The following is an 18,811-nucleotide window of genomic DNA, read 5'->3' as shown; positions in this document are numbered from 1 at the left end:
GAGTACATTTTCATCAATCTCCTTGCACGGTAGTCATTATGAAAGACACCTCCCATGATTTACAAGCCCAAGCGCTGACAATTTTGCCCGTATTAACAGAGGCATTACTAACAGTACACTATCATAAAATATCACATCAGCGCATGAGTCAAAGCAGTCAGGTAGAGAGTTACAGCTATCAAGGGTTAACGTGTGCGCAGCATCCGAAATTTGGTAGTGTCATGATTAAATGGTCATTAGTTTCTGGTACTGATGATGCTAATTCTTCTATATTTAATCAAGGTACATCTGACCTAGGTCATGAAATCACTGTCTTGCAAACCTTAGATGAATCATTATCAACTCAAGCTCAACATAATACGGCAAACTTAATCTCCATCACGCCGCCCATACTGGCTTATGACACCTTGAAAATAAGCGTTTTGAATCAGCATCATCTTACCATTCTAGTTATGCCTTATTATCCGAATGGTAGCTTGACGCGTTGGCTCAAAGATAAAGAAAGCCCGCTATTATCTGTATACCAAAAACAGCAATTTATAATAGAAGTTGCGCACCTCATAACCAACTTACATAGGGAAGGATGGCTACACAACGATATCAAGCCAAGTAATATTTTGCTAGATAATTTCTTATCAAATAGTGTTGATAATGGTAGTACAGCGCCTAGATTATTACTGACTGATTTTGCATTGGCACAGCGCCTTGATGACAATAGCAACGTACGCTCAGCTGGCACGCCTGCTTATCGTGCGCCAGAGCTTTGGCAAGGGCGGAGTGCAACGCAGCAAAGTGATATCTATGCCTTTGGAGTCATGATGTATGAAATATTAACTGGTAAGCGACCATTCAAAATCATACCGCAAAGTAACGAGCCGCTAAAAGATTGGGCGATTGAGCATTGCCAAAGGTCAATTTCGGCTCTACCCAAAGAATATTGTTGTTATCAAAATATTATTAATAAGACATTAGCGAAGCGCGCGGAACAGCGTTATAAAAATATGGAAGAGGTGTTGTTGGATTTAAAAGTATTACTGATAATCTTGATAAAGCGCCTCAACTGATTTGTCATTAACAATGTTTTGACACCGACTGAACTGAGTATTAAATGTAGCTCTCATTTTATCTATCTGATCTATATTTATTTGACCCGTATCAGAATAATACGTTTTAGAGGCAACAGCGTAAAGACCTAATGTATCTAGCGCCTCATCACAAACTTTAAAAGGTGCAATAGTTGGCAGACGACTCACGCTCACATTATCCATGATTCTATAGGTATTGTTTACAGTACTTCCTAATAGACCGATATCTTTAGTAATAATTGCATTTTCCAGCCCCGTTTTTAAAATTGTCAACTTTTCCAAAAGTATCTCTGCATCATGGTGAAAGCCTCTAAAACTTTCTAAACTTATCATAAGCTTAGTATCGGCACTAGTATCTACATTGGTACTAACACTGGCTGAGTTAGTATTTTCTGAGGTAGCAGGTTTAAAAAAGCTGCGCAGCCCTACAAGACCAGCTGCTAGCGCTACCAATAGACCTACTGATATCCAAAAACTTTTATTCATTGTTTTAACCTAAGCGCTTTATGCTTTTAATAGATAGTCTGCAATAGCTATTAGTATGGCAGAATTTATTATTAATATATCTATCGAAGTGCTTTGAAGTCTTAATTAAGTTGAAGTATTGATTAAAACCTAAACTATAGACACAAAAAAACCTGCTCGGGAGCAGGTCTGATATAGGTTTGAGACAATCTAATCACTATCGAATAATGGTGGGGCTGGAGAGACTCGAACTCTCACACCTTACGGCGCCAGAACCTAAATCTGGTGCGTCTACCAATTCCGCCACAGCCCCATTTCGTTACTCTATCACCATTAGTATTTAAATTCAAACACCATGTAGACAGTTAACTGATTCGGTAGTGCGTCTCAGTGGTTGGTCATTATATAGAGTTTGAAGGGGTTGGCAAGCTATTTTTGCAATTAATTTTAAATATTTTCTTATGTTGTACTATATTGACTACAAGATGCTGATACTAATGACATTTTTTAAATGAGCTTTTTATGATGTGGGTATACTTTATTTAGCGATTGCTACTTGTGAGCCGTAATACTTTATTAGACTTAATATAATATATAACCAAAAATCAATACTATAGCGTCTTGAAACTGGTGATTATCACAAAAAAAACGTACAATGCGCTCAGCCAATTTATCTCTAGCAAGGTCAGCTATGCCCAAAATATCTACTCAAGCAGTCAACACGGCACCACTATCGTCGCCATCAGCTCCAGCGGCGCTAAAAGACACGGCCACTGTATTTAATCCAGCCCAACCTCGGGTGCAAATACAGAGCCTAGAAGAACAAAGTACTTTAGAGGCCAGTCAGCCTTATCACCATAAAGCTAATCACAATGAAAACCGCAGTATTACTCAAAGTGGTGATGCAAGCGCGTCTGTTACTAGTCCAACAACGGCAGCGCCAAAGATTGGTTTTGTGTCTTTAGGTTGCCCCAAAGCTCTAGTTGATAGTGAACGTATTATTACCGAATTGAGCCGTGACGGTTATCAAGTGGCGAGTGACTATGAAGGCGCGGATTTAGTCGTGGTTAACACCTGCGGTTTCATTGAGTCAGCGGTACAAGAATCACTAGACGCTATCGGTGAAGCCATTAGTAAAAACGGTAAAGTAATTGTTACCGGTTGCTTAGGTAAAGAGGCGGATAAAATTCGCGCAATGCATCCTGCCGTATTGGCAGTGACTGGTGCGCACGCTTATGATGAAGTGATTAGAGCCGTCGCGCTGCATGTTCCGAAACCTGATCGCAGCATGGATAAGGATTATAACCCCAAGATAGATTTGATTAATGAGGCGGGCATCAAATTAACGCCCAGCCATTATGCCTATCTGAAAATCTCAGAAGGCTGTAATCATCGCTGTACGTTCTGTATCATTCCAAGCCTACGTGGCGACTTAGTCTCGCGCCCGATCGATAGCGTCATGAATGAGGCGATGGCGCTTAAAAACGCTGGGGTTAAAGAGCTATTAATTATTTCCCAAGACACGTCTGCCTATGGTCTAGATTTAAAATATAAGACCAGCTTTTGGAATGGTATGCCGCTGAAGTCTAAATTTTATGACTTGTGCCAAGCAATGAACGACTTAGGCATTTGGGTACGACTGCATTATGTGTATCCTTATCCGCATGTCGATAAAGTCGTGGCGCTTATGGGCGAGAAAAAATTATTGCCGTATCTAGATATTCCGTTTCAGCATGCCAGCCATAGCATCCTCAAAGCCATGAAGCGTCCGGCACATAGTGAAAACACGTTAGCACGTATTCATGTATGGCGTGAGATTTGCCCTGATATCGTGATTCGCTCAACATTCGTCGTTGGCTTTCCTGGTGAGACCGAAGAAGATTTTCAGTGTCTGCTAGATTGGCTCGTTGAGGCGCGGCTTGATCGCGTTGGCGCGTTTACTTATTCAGAAGTGGAAGGCGCAGTGGCTAATGATTTGCCTAATCCGGTACCTGAAGCCGTTAAACAAGAACGTTATGAGCGCTTGATGACGTTACAACAAGATATCTCTGCGCAAAAACTGCAAGAAAAAATTGGCAAAACTTTAACGGTATTGGTCGATGAGATTGATGTTGAAGAAGGGGTTGCTATTTGCCGTAGTTATGCCGATGCGCCAGAAATTGACGGTCACGTTTATGTCGATGACATCACGGCTGCGGTACAAGTAGGACAGTTCTTGACGGTCACTATTGATGATGCCAGTGAATATGACTTATTTGCCAGTTATGAAGGTTAAAAAACGGTTTCGCAATTCAAAGCAAAAATTGCCTAATAGCAGGTAGTTTTTGCTACAATTAGCGCAATTTAGTCCTTTTCAGTTTAAAAGCTAATTCTGCTTATATATTAATGATTTTTATTTGTATATTAACGATAATTCATAATTTAATGACAACAAGGTGTGCTCATGTCTGACAAAAATCCCCGCTATTCTCGTATATTGCTCAAACTTTCTGGCGAAGCTTTAGCTGGTGGCAAAGATATGGGGATTGATAGTGATGTGCTTGATAAGATGAGCTTGTCTATCGCGCACTTGCGTGGTCTTGGGGTGCAAGTTGGCATCGTCGTTGGTGGTGGTAATTTATACCGCGGCGCACAACTCCAAAAAGAAGGCTTGGTTGGGCGCGTAACCGGTGACCAGATGGGTATGCTAGCGACAGTGATGAATGGCCTTGCGATGCGTGATGCTCTTGAGCGCCGTAATATTAAAACGCGCTTAATGTCAGCATTACCAATTGGCGGCGTCACTGAAAGCTATAGCAGTCGTAACGCGATTCGTTATCTTAAGAATGGTGAAGTTTGCATTTTTGTTGCGGGTACGGGTAATCCGTTCTTCACCACTGATACTGCAGCGTGCTTGCGCGGTATCGAGATTGAAGCCGGTCTTATTCTTAAAGCGACTAAAGTTGATGGTGTCTATGATAAAGACCCAAGCCTACATGCTGATGCGGTTAAATATGATGGCTTGACCTTCGATGAAGTATTGGAGCAAAAACTTGGTGTGATGGATTTGACCGCCATTGCCTTATGCCGTGAGCACAATGTACCGCTACAAGTCTTTGATATGACCAAGCCTAATGCCTTATTAAATGTCATTATGGGCGAAAATGAAGGCACGCGTGTTTATCACTAAGGGCCATGCTAATAATCTGGCAGTAATATCAATCATAAAGACGATATAAACAGCCAACAGTTAACCACAATGAATAAATCTATCGGTATCGATAAATAAGGACAGGTAATGATTAAAGAGATTAAGCAAGATGGCGAATCGCGCATGCAAAAAACGCTAGAGGCGCTTGAAGGTACCTTTAGTAAAGTTCGTACCGGTCGTGCGCATCCAGGTATGTTATCAGGCGTAATGGTTAGTTACTACGGGTCACCTACACCTTTGAATCAAGTGGCAAGTGTTAACGTTGAAGACTCACGCACGCTACTAGTACAACCGTTTGAACGTACTATGGTACAAGCGATCGACAAAGCCATTCGCGAAGCTGATTTGGGTCTGAATCCAATGACCGCTGACGTTATTCGCGTGCCAATGCCATCTTTGACTGAAGAGACACGCCGCGATATGCAAAAACTTGCACGTGGAGAAGCTGAAAATAGCCGGGTCTCTATCCGTAATATTCGCCGTGATATGATGAGTGATATTAAAGAGCTGGCTAAAGAGAAAGAGATTTCAGAAGATGATGAACGCCGCGCGAGTGATGATATTCAAAAGATTACCGACAAGTTTATTGAAACCATTGATCGTCGTTTAAGCATAAAGGAAACAGATTTGATGGAAGTTTAAGACATCATATTTTCTTTTTTTTGTAGGGTTTCAAGTAGACAGCCAATAGTTTGATATCATTGGCTGTCTGTCGTTATATGAGTTTGTTTAAATGACCATCGCATTTAAACAAACTCATATAATTATATAAAATGCTAGTCGTGTTCAGCGACTTAATCTATCTATGATAAGGTGATGGTATTTAGAAGATACGCGTTTAAAAAATAAGCAGGCGCTTAGATAAAAATATGATCTTCTAAATTATTAACACTGATAAATTTACCTCAATAATGAGCAGTATAGCCCATGTCTACATCCGTCCCTTTGACTTCCGTCCTTCTTCCTCGTCACATTGCTGTCATTATGGATGGTAATAATCGTTATGGCAAAGCAAATGGCTTAGGGCGCGGTGCAGGGCATATTGCTGGTAAAGATGCACTAGACCCAATCGTTGAATATTGCCGTGAAGTTGGGATTGAGGTGTTGACGGTCTTTGCATTTTCGAGTGAAAACTGGCAGCGTCCGCCAAGCGAGGTGGCATTGCTCATGCATTTATTGGCATTAACGATTAATGAGCAAATGCCACGTATGCAAAAACACCATATCCAGCTGCGATTTATTGGCGACCGAAGTTTATTAAGTGATGATTTACGCGCACTTATGGCAGATGCTGAAGCCAAAACAGCCCAATACAGTGCTATGACTTTGGTCATTGCTATTAGTTACGGAGGACAATGGGATATTGCTCATGCCGCCCAGCAATTAGCTCAGCAAGTGCAAGACGGGCAAATACAAGTTGCTGATATCAATAAAGAGCGTTTGGCGCAGCATGTACAGCTTGCTGATGCCCCAGCCGTCGATATGCTCATAAGAACAGGCGGCGAATACCGTCTCTCTAACTTTTTATTGTGGCAGTCGGCTTATGCGGAATTGTTTTTTACCCAAACGTTATGGCCAGATTTTGCTCCAGCAGAGCTGGCACTAATGGTTACCGAATTTGCTCAGCGTCAGCGGCGTTTTGGTAAAACCAGCGAGCAGATAGAGATGCCTACAGCCTAGTCAGTAGTGAATATAAATTAACTGGTATAATGTGGCTATTAATAGAATTTCTTATGTTCAAGATGGTTTCTTATTTTTAATAAACTTTTACGACGAACAAGGCACGGTAAATATGTGGCAACGGATTAAAACGGCAGTTATCCTAATAATTATCGTTGGTATTGCACTATTTGCGAGCCAATCACCTATCTTATTTGCGCCTTTATTGATTATTGGTGTGACGATTGCAGCACATGAGTGGACTAAGCTGATGCCAAAATGGCGACAGCCGGTTGTTTTTGTGTTGATGGTATTAGCAGTAACGCTCGTATCCTTATTGTTTAAAGTCACATGGATAGTGTGGTGGGTAGCCTCTTTAATAATATGGCTCATGGCATTATCTTGGGTAACCAAATTTCCAACGCATACCAAGTGGTATGGTAATCAGCTGGCACTAATGGGTGTCGTTATATTAACGGCTTCGATTACCGCTATGTTTTATCTGTGGCAACAGTCAGCGTGGTGGCTCTTGTATGTCTTCTTACTGGTTTGGTGTGCTGATAGTGGCGCTTATTTCGTTGGGCGTAAGCTTGGTCGTCGCAAGATGGCGCCCAACGTATCTCCAAATAAAAGTATGGAAGGGCTAGCCGGTGGATTAGTAACAGGCTTGGTGGTAGTTATCGGTATTAGTGTTTTTAAACTACAACTGACAGGCACGGCGCTGATTGCTTTTGTGGCTTTGTCTGCGCTGACGATATTGGTATCGGTCTTGGGCGATTTGTTTGAATCTATGCTCAAACGCCGTGCTAATGTCAAAGATTCTGGCACAATTCTACCAGGGCATGGTGGCATACTTGATCGCATTGATTCGCTCTTATCAGCAACACCAATATTTGCGCTTGGTTTCTGGGGTTTACAGCAACTTGGCCTATTGGTGATTTAGAAGACTACCTCTAGCAATGTTATGTAGGATTTCTATTTAAAAGCGTTATTTGTAAATATTGTTTTGAAGGGCTATATGAAAACATAGCCCAGAGACTTATTAAGCTGAGCTAAGTGCTTGGCTTTTTATTTTTGTTAAATTATATTTATATCCGTTTATAATGAATCTCTCTTATACTTTTAAGTTATAGCTATTCATTTGTTTTATTCTCTTTATTTGTTTTAACGATACCATAGGCATCCATAGTTATGACACAACGCATCGCTGTACTTGGCGCAACGGGTTCTATTGGTGATAGTGCTTTAGCAATTTTAGCGGACTATCCCCATGAGTATGAGGTTTATGCCTTATCGGGACACCAGCGTTTAGACAAACTTTTGGCGCTGTGTCAGCAGTTTATACCGAAGCGCGTTTGCGTACCGACGGCTGTGGTTGATGAGTTTGCGCAGCGCTTAAAGGCGGCAGCTCTAGATATTGATGTGGTCGGTGGCGATGCTGGATTGAATGACATTGCTACTGACAATCAAGTTGATACCGTAGTCGCCGCTATCGTTGGTGCAGCAGGGTTGCCTTCGACTTTAGCGGCAGCGCGTGCAGGCAAACGTATTCTGCTCGCCAATAAAGAAGCCTTGGTCATGGCAGGCCAAGTGATGATCGCAGCCGTAAAAACACATCATGCGACTTTGCTGCCGCTAGATTCTGAGCACAATGCTATTTTTCAATGTTTGCCGCCCGTTATTCAGCAAGATAACACTCAAATTCATGACCGTTGCCACGGGGTACGTAAACTGTGGTTAACGGCTTCTGGTGGGCCATTTTTGCAGCAGTCATTTAGCCAAATGCAGCAAGCGAGCGTAGCAGAAGCCGTCAAGCATCCAAACTGGTCAATGGGACGAAAAATCTCAGTTGACTCAGCAACGATGATGAATAAAGGGCTGGAATTAATAGAAGCTTGTCATTTATTTGATTTGAGTGAGGATAAGATAGATGTGGTGATTCATCCACAAAGTATCATCCACTCAATGGTAGAATATAGTGACGGTAGCTTTTTGGCGCAGCTTGGTAGTCCCGACATGAAAACCCCTATTGCCCATGCGCTAAGCTATCCTGCGCGTATTAATAGTGGCTCGCAGCCGTTAGACTTATATGCACTCAGTGGTCTTGAATTCATCAAGCCAGATTTGCAGAAATTTGCTTGCTTGCGTCTAGCGCGGCAAGCGATGCAAGCAGGGACACAAGCGACGATTGTGCTTAATGCCGCTAACGAGATTGCAGTGGCCGCCTTTTTAGCTGGGCAAGTACGCCTGACAGATATTGCGGATATTAATGAGCAAGCTTTGACGGGTGTACAAGTATCAACTTTAAATGCGAATGCCGATATTGATGATATTTTAGCGATTGATACGGTAGCGCGGCGTTATACTGCCAGCATTATTGCCAAGTTGGCCTAGCTGAATTTAGTACAACTTAACCTATAGCAACCTAAGTGAGAAAAGGTAATGACATTCTTATTAACGCTATTGGCGGCAATTTTTGTATTAGGGCCGCTAATTGCCCTGCACGAGTGGGGTCACTTTATCGTAGCCAGACTGTGTGGTGTTAAGGTACTGACCTATTCTATTGGCTTTGGTCCTAAGCTTGCCGGTTGGACCAGTAAGCGTAGCGGCATTGATTATCGTATCTCAGCATTGCCGCTTGGCGGCTACGTTAAAATGCTGGATGAGCGTGAAGGCGAAGTGGCTGAGCATGAGCAACATTTGGCATTTAATCGCCAGCATCCACTAAAGAAAATTGCTATTGTGGCTGCTGGCCCGATCATGAACTTTATCATTGCGATTGTGTTGTTTTGGGTATTGTTCATGACCCCATCAGAGCAGTTAGCAACGACCATAGGTCAAGTATTACCGGACAGTCCAGCAGCGATGGCTCAATTGCCAGCGGGTGACAAAATCGTCGCTATTGATGGCCATAACGTACAAACTTGGGAGGCGATTAACTATCGTCTTGCCGGGCGTATGGGGGAGACGGACAATGTCAGCGTTACCCTGCAATCAGCTGTAACGCCCACTGATAATTTAACTACCTACCAAGCCCCAGTAACGCGCTTCATGCAAGGGGATGCGCAAGGTAGAGATGCGTTAACGAGCTTTGGCATGCTACCTTGGCAGCCAGAAATTGCTCCTATCATCGGTGAGTTGTCCGCTGATGGAGCGGCTCTGCGCCAAGGGTTAAAGGCCGGAGATCAGATTACAGCGATTAATGACACGCCAATAACCGACTGGATTAGCGCTACCCGAATTATCCGTGATAGTCCTGAGGTGCTGTTAAATTTTACCGTGCTACGGGCTGATAAACCGGTACAACTACAAATTATGCCGCAAGGTAAGAAAGACACTTTAGGCAACGTTTATGGTCAGATTGGTGCGATGGTTGCACAATCTGAGATTGTCATTCCTGAGGCCTATAAAACTACGGTAGTATATGGCGCCAGTGAGGCGTTGGTTAAATCGTTTGAGAAAACTGAGCAGCTGGCAGTCATGACAGTCAGCTCGATGGGAAAGATGCTGTCAGGTGTGATTGGGCTTGAAAATTTATCTGGGCCTATTACTATTGCAAAGGTAACCAAGCAAAGTTTTGATATTAGCTGGGAGATGGTGCTATCGACTGCCGCTTTAATAAGTCTAAGTTTAGCTGTATTGAACTTATTACCTATTCCAGTATTGGATGGCGGTCACATTGTTTATTATCTTATCGAGCTGATTCGTGGTAAACCTTTGTCAGAAGGGGTACAGATGATAGGGTTAAATATCGGTCTACTCTTGCTGGCAGGTTTCATGGTGTTAGCAATTGGTAATGATATCAGTCGGCTATTTTGATTGCGTGATACCCGTCTAACAGAGTAAGATGCGCTACGCTAACGTCTCGACAGGGATAGTGCCCTGATTATGCAGGTGATATACTGACTTGGTTAAAGCGTTGCTACTATACTAATGGTAATTTTTAGTTTATTTTATGATACGTTTTATATAAAGTGTTCTGAGTTCCCTATGATCGAGCTAAGAGCTACGAACCGATTGGGCGGGACAATATGGGCTTTTTACCTTAACTTAAGCAAGTTTTTTATTGACGGATAGTGTTTATGCGTACGCCTTTATTTATGAGCGCGGCTGGGTTGCCGTTAGTGGTAGCAATGATGAGTATGCCTGCGCAAGCGGCAAACTTTGTAGTAACAGATATTGGCTTTTCAGGACTACAGCGCCTAACCGCTGATAGCCTCTACCCAGTATTACCTATTTCAGTAGGGGATACGGTCACAGACGCAACCCTTGCCGCTAGTATCAAAGCGCTTTATGCCACCGACAACTTTGCTAATATTCAAAGCCGCGTTGAAGGTAACCAGCTGCGTTTTGAAGTGGTTGAGCGTCCGGTTATCATCGAGGTGAACTTTGATGGTAACAAACTTATTCCAAAAGAAGGGTTAGAGCAAGGGTTAAGAAATGCAGGGTTGTCTGTAGGTGCTGTGCTTAAGCAGTCAACACTACAAGGTGTTGCTAATGAACTGCAGCAGCAATACATCAGCCAAGGCTATTACAATAGTAATATTGAAGTCGACCAGACGCTACTTGATGGTAACCGAGTCAAATTGGACGTGCGCTTCATTGAAGGTAAGCCTGCCAAAGTAGTCGATATCAATATAATCGGTAACAAACACTTTAGTGACTCGCAAATCAGAGACGTCTTTGCAGTAAAAGAATCCTCATGGACGCGCCTTTTATCTAAATCTGACCGCTATGCTAAAGAAAAACTAGCGGCAAGTTTAGAGAATTTAAAAGCGCTGTATCAAAATGAAGGGTATGTTCGCTTTAACGTCGATAATGCAGTGCTTAATATTAGTGAAGACAAGCGCAGTGTATTTATCGAAATTAGCGTAACTGAAGGGGAGAAATATCAGTTCGGTGATATCAACTTCTTAGGTCAGCCCAAGTTTGATAATGATGAGCTTAGAAAGTTAGTGACTTTTGCATCCAACGAGCAATATTCACAAGCTAAGCTCGATGCAACGACCGCTGCGCTAAAAAGTCGTTATGGTAATGAAGGTTATTATTTAGCTCAAGTTCGTCCGGTTCCACGTATTAATGACGTTACTAAAGTCGTCGATATTGACTACTATATTGATCCTGCACGTCCTATTTATGTGCGCCGCATTAACTTTAGTGGTAACTTGCGCACTCAAGATGAAGTACTGCGCCGTGAAATGCGCCAACTAGAAGGGGCGCTTGCCTCTAACGAAAAAATTCAGCTATCACGCACGCGTCTGATGCGCACAGGATTTTTCAAAGGTGTGAACGTCGATGTCAAGCCAGTACCCAATCAGCCTGATCAAATCGATATTAATTATACAGTTGAAGAGCAACCTTCAGGTAGCTCGACCATTGCTGCGGGTTACTCACAGAGTGGCGGTGTGACATTCCAATTAGATCTGACTCAAAACAACTTTATGGGTACGGGTAACCGTGTCAAAGCGGCACTATCACGTTCAGAGACTCGAGACTCTTATAGTTTAGGTTATACCGATCCTTATTTTACTGAAAACGGCGTCTCACAAGGTCTTAGTGCTTACTATCGTGAGACCAAATATGATGATCGTAACGTCAGTAACTATGTTACTGACTCCTATGGTGGTACGCTGAACTATAGCTATCCGGTTGATGAGACTAAGCGTGTTAGTGCCGGTCTTAATATTGATAATACTTCAGTTCGAGGTGGTAGACGGCTTGGCGTGTCAAACGTCCAACAGCTGATCGATGATGGCGGTTCGTTTGAAAGCTATAAAAACGATAAGGGTGAAGATATTATTGGGGGAGCTGGTTTCAAAAATGACTATAGCACCTATAATCTTTTATTAGGCTGGGACTACAGTACCCTCGATCGTCCTGTATTCCCAACTAAAGGTATGAGTCATACCGTTGATGCGACTGTTGGACTTGGTGATGCCAGTTACCAAAAACTTATTTACCGTGGTAACGTCTATTATCCTTTCTATAAAGACTGGGTAGCACGTGGCTATACTAAGCTCGGTTATGGTAATGATTTACCATTTTATGAAAACTTCTATGCCGGCGGGTATGGTTCTGTTCGTGGTTATGAAGCGTCAACCCTTGGCCCTAGATCTAAAAGCTACTATGATGCCGTCGATGACACTTTTGACCGTCTGCAAGATGAAGAAGTCGGTGGGAACGCCTTAGTTAGCTTTGGTAGTGAGTTAATATTACCGATGCCTTTTAAAGGCGATTGGGCTGATCAAGTGCGTCCCGTTATATTTGCTGAAGGTGGTCAAGTATTTGATACCACAGATAAAGAAGACCGTACTTTTATTGATCCTGTCAGCGGCAAGGACACCGGTATAAAACTGCTCACACAAGATAATAAATTACGCTTTAGTGCAGGTGCAGGTATTACTTGGTATACCCCAATTGGACCGATATCACTCAGTTATGCTGTACCTATCGGTGATAAAGAAGGTGATGAAACTGAGAAAGTGCAATTCCAGATTGGTAGCACGTTTTAATTTATTAAGTTCTGGTTTAGCTTATTGCAACTGCGCTCAATCTTTTAGATTGAGCGCAATAGGATGAAATTCTCAATGGTTGCCAAGCTAGATTTTTAGCTTGGTGTCCGTTTTATTTTATAACGCATACTAATTTGAATTATGATAACGATTGAGCAACTTATTACCCAAATTGAGCAGCATCAGCCAGTATTAAATAAATCTGAGCTGAGCGCTGAACAGCTGCGTACCCGCTTGGCGGGCGTCGGTAGCTTAACGGATGCTGATTGTATGCAGATGAGCTTTTTGGCTGATCCACATTATATATCTAGCTTACCGAGCAGTCAGGCAGCAGCAGTGCTAGTCACTGCGCCTTACCGAGAGCAAGTCCCGGCGACGTCTATCGCGCTGGTAGTTGCTACTCCCTACTTGGCCTATGCTAGCGGCAGTCAACTGTTTGTGCCTGATAGCCCTACCGGTTGCATTCATCCGACAGCTGTAGTGGCGGCTACGGCTATTATTGCTGAAGAGGTGAGCATTGGCCCTTATTGTGTCATTGGTGAATACGTACAAATTGGTGCGCGTAGCCGAATGGACGCTCATGTCGTTATTGAGGCACATGCTAATATCGGCACAGATGCCCTTATCAAATCCCATGTAACGATTGCCTATGATTGTGTTATTGGTAATTATGTGCGGTTACACGCGGGGGTGAGTATCGGTGCTGAAGGCTTTGGTTTTGCACCAACGCGAGACCCAAGTTCCAGTGGGTGGGTGCGCATTGCTCAACTTGGTCGCGTCATTATTGGCAATCATGTCCGTATTGGTACCCATACCTGTGTTGACCGTGGGGCAATCGATGATACCGTTATTGGCAATCATGTTATTATTGATAATCTCGTACAAATAGCGCATAACGTGCGTATTGGTGATGGTACTGCCATTGCTGCTAAAACGGGTATTGCAGGTAGTACCATCATTGGCAAACGTTGTATTATTGGCGGCGCAGTCGGCATTAATGGTCATATTGAGATTACAGATGATGTGACTTTATCAGGCATGACAATGGTGACTAAATCTATTAAGACAGCCGGTTCTTATTCTTCAGGAACAGCAGCAATGCCAACCGCTAAGTGGCGACGTGCGGCCGTACGCTTTCGTCAGCTTGGTAATGACTAGCCCATACAAAGTAAGTAACAAGTACAGTTTCTATTAAGCAAACAGATAATATTTATTATATAACATTATTAATAGCCCGCAACAACAGCAAGGAAGCCCCGTTATGAGCGCCACTGATATTGATACCTTAACTGATAAAGACATCGAAACCTTATCTGAGCAAGGGCTGACCTTGCCACTGACTTACCATACGCTCAAGCATTATTTGCCGCACCGTTATCCCTTTATGTTGGTGGATAAAATCACGGCTTGTAAACCGGGTGAGTGCATTACTGGTATCAAAAACGTTACTATCAATGAAGAATTCTTTAATGGTCATTTTCCCGATGAGCCAATCATGCCAGGGGTTTTGATGGTAGAAGCGATGGCGCAAGTATCAGGGGTATTGGGATTTATCAGTGCTGGATTAACCGCAGAAGATGGTTATTTATATTTATTTGCAGGGGTAGATAAAGTACGTTTTAAGCGCCGAGTCATTCCTGGTGATCAGCTTATTATTCGTGCCAAAGCGGTCATGCAAAGACATGGTATTTATAAGTTTGACTGTACAGTACACGTCGAAGACGAGCTTGCTGCCAGTGCGCAAGTTATGATTGCTCGCCAAGAGCAGCAGCAATAAGCTAATAGCCATTCTGATTAGCAATAATTAGGGTCACTAGCTGTCAACGTATGACTGCTTAACCAAACGTAATTTTTACCATTTATTTGCATCCAATGATACAAAGGCCTGCATTATGAGTCAGATTCACCCTACAGCACTCATCTCACCGTCCGCTGTGATTGATGACAGCGCAGTTATTGGTCCGTATTGTATCGTTGGTGATGAGGTAACGATTGGCGCGCATACCATCTTGCACCGGCATGTAGTAGTGACAAGATTTACTCGAATCGGTCAGCACAATCAGTTTTATCAGTTTTCTAGCATTGGTGAAGACCCGCAAGATTTGAAATATGCAGGAGAGCGCACTTGGCTTGAGATTGGCGATTATAATACCATTCGTGAAGCTTGTAGCCTGCACCGTGGTACCACTCAAGATAAGGGTTTAACCAAGATTGGCAGTCATAATTTGCTGATGGTCAATACTCATATTGCCCATGATTGTACTATTGGCAATCATAATGTCATTGCTAACAATGCCGGTATTGCAGGGCATGTCTCTATTGGCAACCATATTATTATCGGCGGTAACTCAGGCATTCACCAGTTTTGCCGGGTAGATGACTATAGCTTAATCGGCGGCGCTAGTTTAATTTTAAAAGATGTGGCCGCTTTCACTATGGTATCTGGAAATCCTGCCCGTGCGCTTGGACTCAATATTGAAGGAATGCACCGAAAAGAGTGGTCAGCTGATACCATTAATGTTCTGCGTAAAGGGTATTTAACTATATTTAGATCTGGCATGACCACCGCGCAAGCACTTATTATATTACAAGAAGATCTGCTGTTTAAAGAGCCAAAAATTCAGCTACTTATTGATTCACTACAGCATAGCAAGCGCGGTGTTGTACGCTAATACTTACTATCTAGATTTTTTTATATACTTAATAATACTCTCCTAGCATTTATAATCTTAAAAGCCATAACTAATAGTTATGGCTTTTTTCTTCTATAGTCTTGACATTTATAACAAGTTAACAGAAACTTACTGATTGTATAGAGTGAGGTTTAACCACCTTACTCTGATGTTAATATCAATTTTAATTCTGAATAATACAGATATTGTCGCATATTCACTCATCCAGAATTTTCTACATGTCAGTCTTAATCATTTTTCAACTGTATTTTTAAGGAGTGTTTTGTGGCAGCACCTAGAGAAAATTGGTCTAGCAGATCAGGGTTTATTCTAGCAGCCGTTGGTTCCGCCATAGGGCTTGGGAATATTTGGCGGTTTCCCTATGTGGCTTATGAAAATGGTGGCGGTGCGTTTCTAATACCTTATCTCATCGCTTTAGTCACAGCAGGTCTACCGTTATTATTTTTAGACTATATTGTCGGACAAAAATATCGTGGTGGCGCTCCTATAGCCTACAAACGTATGGTCAAGTCTGCAGAGTCCATTGGTTGGTGGCAGGTATTAGTATGTTCAGTGGTTGCTATCTACTACGCGAGTGTCTTGAGTTGGGCCGGTAACTTTATGATATTCTCATTAGGTCAACAATGGGGCGATGATACTGAGGCTTTCTTTTTTAATACCTATCTTCAGAATGCAGATAATTTAGAGTTTGTATTTGTACCGAAGTTATTCATCGGTTTAGTAGTCGTTTGGGCATTAGCGTTGACTATCTTGTATGGTGGTATCAAAAAAGGCGTAGAGTTTGCAAACAGAATTTTTATTCCTCTACTGCTGATTATGTTTTTAGGACTTGTTTTTCAGTCACTACGGTTGCCGGGTGCAGTCGACGGTTTAAATGCCTTTTTCACGCCTAACTGGGGTGCTATGACCGATCCTAAAGTGTGGCTCGCCGCTTACGGACATATATTTTTCTCATTGTCTATCGGCTTTGGTATTATGTTGACGTTTGCCTCTTACTTAAAACCGAATGCAAACTTAACGGCTTCGGGTCTGGTTGTCGGACTTGCGAACTCTTCGTTTGAGATATTAGCTGGTATTGGTGTGTTCGCGGCCTTAGGATTTATGGCGCAAGCGACAGGGGTTCCCATCTCTGAAGTGGTTGGTAGTGGCATTGGTCTGGCATTTATTGCGTTTCCTAAGCTGATATCTAGTTTGGGTAGTAGTGGTGATATCGTGGGCTTTTTATTCTTTGGCTCTTTAGTGATTGCCGGTATTACCTCAATCATTAGTATTTTAGAGGTGCCTATTGCTGCCTTTAAAGACAAGTTTGGCTGGTCACGTAATAAAGCAGTAACGATAATAGGCGGAACTTGTGCTGTAATATCTATTGCTTTATTCTCTACAAAAAATGCGATTACCTTCGTGGATATTATTGATAATTTTGCTAATAATATTGGTATTGTCGTGGGCGCGCTCTTATCCATTGTATGGATTACTTGGCTGAATCGTTCAGTATTACCAGAGCTCATTAGTCATGTAAATCGTATCTCTAGTATCAAGCTGGGTAAGACTTGGGTGTTTATGCTCACTATTGTGACGCCAATCTCTTTATTAGTTGCATTGGTATTGACTTTAAAGTCCCTATTAACGGAGGGCTATGGTGATTATCCAATGATGACTCAGTTAATATTTGGTTGGGGTATTGTGGTTATATTTGCATTAGGCGCTTTATTACTCAGTGCTCTCAAAGGTAAAAACGAGGAGATATAAATGAATACGTCAGCAATGATATTGATGGTACTATCGATTTTACTAATTTGGGGCGGTCTAGTCTTAGCGGTTATACATTTAGTCAAACATCCCGACATTCCGTTAGATCAATTAGACCATGATTTATAATTAACGCATAGCTAATAGCTATCTGCTGGTAATAAAAAAAGCTTAAGAGTTTCTTAAGCCTTTTTTATTACCATGAAAGTGGTGCAAGGGTTGAGAAAAACTAGCGTAGATGTAGCTCAGGAACCGTCTGTCCACGCTTACTATAAAACTCAGTTACAAAAGCATCAAAATTATCTTGCTCAATAGCTTCTCTAATGCCTATCATTAAGCGTTGGTAATAGCGTAGGTTATGAATGGTTGCTAATTGCGCACCTAGCATTTCTTTGCATTTATTAAGATGATATAAATAAGCACGGCTGAAATTCTGACAAGTATAACAGTCACATTCTGGGTCTAATGGACGCTCATCATGACGATACTGACTATTGCGAATACGTACTACACCAGCGTTATCTAAGTCGCCCGTGACAAAATAATGACCGTTACGCGCATTACGGGTGGGCATCACACAATCAAACATATCCACGCCGCGGCGCACTGCCTCAACGATATCTTCAGGTTTACCAACGCCCATCAAATAACGCGGCTTATCGGTAGGCATAATATCTGGAATATAGTCGAGAACTGCCATCATCTCATCTTTAGGCTCACCAACTGATAGACCTCCAATCGCATAACCATCAAACCCAATCCCAAGTAGCCCCTCTAATGACTGCCTGCGTAAATCTTCATACATACTGCCTTGGATAATACCAAATAGCGCATTAGTGCTGCCCAGATTTTTATGCTCATCAAGGCAGCGCTTTCCCCAACGTAGAGACAGCTCTAACGATTTTTTGGCTTCGTCATGAGTGGCGGGATAGGGCGTACATTCATCGAACTGCATGACAATATCAGAATTTAGACTGTATTGAATTTGCATGGATTTTTCAGGCGATAAAAATACTTTAGCACCATCTATAGGGGATTTGAAATGTACGCCTTCTTCAGTAATTTTACGCATAGCGCCTAGGCTGAATACCTGAAAGCCACCCGAATCGGTCAAGATTGGCTTATTCCAATGCATAAATTTATGCAAACCGCCAAATTTATCAATGACCTCCGTACCCGGACGTAGCCATAAATGAAAAGTATTGCCCAAAATGATATCTGCGCCAATGGCTTCAATATCACGCGGTAACATGCCTTTTACCGTGCCGTAAGTGCCAACAGGCATAAAGGCAGGCGTTTGTACCTCGCCATGATTAAGGTGAACCGTACCACGGCGCGCGCGCGTCTCACCACTGGCAGTTTTATGTAGTGTAAATTGCATATAATAATCGCTATCTAAGCTATGGAAATGGTGCTAATTATAGCATTGCTAGGCAATTTTTTGGGCGCAGATATTTA

The 18,811-nt window shown here is 42.4% G+C and carries 16 protein-coding genes and 1 tRNA gene; 14 read left to right on the top strand and 3 right to left on the bottom strand.

Translation table 11 applies throughout. The features are described 5' to 3' along the window. Nucleotides 1-38: 38 nt before the first annotated feature. A complete protein-coding gene (locus ES754_RS04840; protein WP_147222556.1) occupies nt 39-1,064 on the top strand; it encodes a serine/threonine-protein kinase in 1,026 nt (341 codons plus the stop codon). Here the strand turns inward: ES754_RS04840 and ES754_RS04835 are convergent. Together ES754_RS04835 and ES754_RS04830 are read right to left on the bottom strand one after the other, a co-directional pair. Further along, entirely contained in the window at nt 1,032-1,571 is a 540-nt protein-coding gene (locus ES754_RS04835; protein WP_147222554.1) for a hypothetical protein, read from the bottom strand. The genes ES754_RS04840 and ES754_RS04835 overlap by 33 nt on opposite strands. Before the next feature lie 207 nt (nt 1,572-1,778). Beyond that, nucleotides 1,779-1,863: transfer RNA gene (locus ES754_RS04830), tRNA-Leu, on the bottom strand. A gap of 378 nt (nt 1,864-2,241) precedes the next feature. Between ES754_RS04830 and rimO the strand changes: the two genes are divergently transcribed. The 13 genes from rimO to ES754_RS04765 all read left to right on the top strand — a co-directional run bounded on the left by rimO (nt 2,242) and on the right by ES754_RS04765 (nt 17,482). Then, nucleotides 2,242-3,825, top strand: coding sequence for a 30S ribosomal protein S12 methylthiotransferase RimO (gene rimO / locus ES754_RS04825; RefSeq protein ID WP_147222552.1), 1,584 nt, complete (start codon nt 2,242-2,244; stop codon nt 3,823-3,825). Nucleotides 3,826-3,993: 168 nt separating this feature from the next. After that, on the top strand, nt 3,994-4,719 hold the full coding sequence (gene pyrH / locus ES754_RS04820) for a UMP kinase (protein WP_147222550.1): 726 nt from the start codon (nt 3,994-3,996) through the stop codon (nt 4,717-4,719). Between the two features lie 108 nt (nt 4,720-4,827). Continuing rightward, complete coding sequence (gene frr / locus ES754_RS04815; protein ID WP_147222547.1) at nt 4,828-5,382, top strand: ribosome recycling factor; 555 nt, start codon at nt 4,828-4,830, stop codon at nt 5,380-5,382. 285 nt (nt 5,383-5,667) lie between these two features. After that, nucleotides 5,668-6,420 carry a polyprenyl diphosphate synthase gene (gene uppS, locus ES754_RS04810; RefSeq protein WP_147222545.1) on the top strand — a complete coding sequence of 251 codons (753 nt, stop codon included), beginning with the start codon at nt 5,668-5,670 and terminating at the stop codon, nt 6,418-6,420. Nucleotides 6,421-6,532: 112 nt separating this feature from the next. Further along, nucleotides 6,533-7,342 carry a phosphatidate cytidylyltransferase gene (locus tag ES754_RS04805; RefSeq protein ID WP_147222543.1) on the top strand — a complete coding sequence of 270 codons (810 nt, stop codon included), beginning with the start codon at nt 6,533-6,535 and terminating at the stop codon, nt 7,340-7,342. A 248-nt stretch (nt 7,343-7,590) separates the two neighbouring features. Further along, the gene (ispC, locus tag ES754_RS04800; protein ID WP_147222541.1) at nt 7,591-8,793 is read left to right on the top strand and encodes a 1-deoxy-D-xylulose-5-phosphate reductoisomerase; all 1,203 of its coding nucleotides are present in this window, start codon (nt 7,591-7,593) and stop codon (nt 8,791-8,793) included. 48 nt (nt 8,794-8,841) lie between these two features. Beyond that, a complete protein-coding gene (rseP, locus tag ES754_RS04795; RefSeq protein WP_147222539.1) occupies nt 8,842-10,218 on the top strand; it encodes an RIP metalloprotease RseP in 1,377 nt (458 codons plus the stop codon). Between the two features lie 263 nt (nt 10,219-10,481). Further along, complete coding sequence (bamA, locus tag ES754_RS04790) at nt 10,482-12,911, top strand: outer membrane protein assembly factor BamA (RefSeq protein WP_147222537.1); 2,430 nt, start codon at nt 10,482-10,484, stop codon at nt 12,909-12,911. 141 nt (nt 12,912-13,052) lie between these two features. Then, nucleotides 13,053-14,069 (top strand): UDP-3-O-(3-hydroxymyristoyl)glucosamine N-acyltransferase, encoded by a 1,017-nt coding sequence (gene lpxD / locus ES754_RS04785; RefSeq protein ID WP_147222535.1) that lies wholly within the window; start codon nt 13,053-13,055, stop codon nt 14,067-14,069. Between the two features lie 103 nt (nt 14,070-14,172). Further along, the gene (fabZ, locus tag ES754_RS04780) at nt 14,173-14,688 is read left to right on the top strand and encodes a 3-hydroxyacyl-ACP dehydratase FabZ (RefSeq protein ID WP_147222533.1); all 516 of its coding nucleotides are present in this window, start codon (nt 14,173-14,175) and stop codon (nt 14,686-14,688) included. Nucleotides 14,689-14,803: 115 nt separating this feature from the next. After that, a complete protein-coding gene (gene lpxA / locus ES754_RS04775; protein WP_147222531.1) occupies nt 14,804-15,583 on the top strand; it encodes an acyl-ACP--UDP-N-acetylglucosamine O-acyltransferase in 780 nt (259 codons plus the stop codon). Nucleotides 15,584-15,868: 285 nt separating this feature from the next. Continuing rightward, nucleotides 15,869-17,353 (top strand): sodium-dependent transporter, encoded by a 1,485-nt coding sequence (locus tag ES754_RS04770; RefSeq protein ID WP_147222529.1) that lies wholly within the window; start codon nt 15,869-15,871, stop codon nt 17,351-17,353. Then, a complete protein-coding gene (locus tag ES754_RS04765; protein WP_147222527.1) occupies nt 17,354-17,482 on the top strand; it encodes a methionine/alanine import family NSS transporter small subunit in 129 nt (42 codons plus the stop codon). It begins immediately after the preceding gene. 100 nt (nt 17,483-17,582) lie between these two features. On the opposite strand, the gene tgt is transcribed toward ES754_RS04765, so the two are convergent. After that, nucleotides 17,583-18,734: a tRNA guanosine(34) transglycosylase Tgt gene (tgt, locus tag ES754_RS04760; protein ID WP_147222525.1), complete on the bottom strand. Its 1,152-nt coding sequence runs from the start codon at nt 18,732-18,734 to the stop codon at nt 17,583-17,585. Between the last annotated feature and the right edge of the window lie 77 nt (nt 18,735-18,811).

It is taken from the genome of Psychrobacter frigidicola, assembly GCF_007997305.1.
Taxonomy (GTDB): Bacteria; Pseudomonadota; Gammaproteobacteria; order Pseudomonadales; family Moraxellaceae; genus Psychrobacter; species Psychrobacter frigidicola.
Note: the sequence above shows the minus strand (reverse complement) of the source record. Positions and strands in the feature narration are given on the sequence as shown.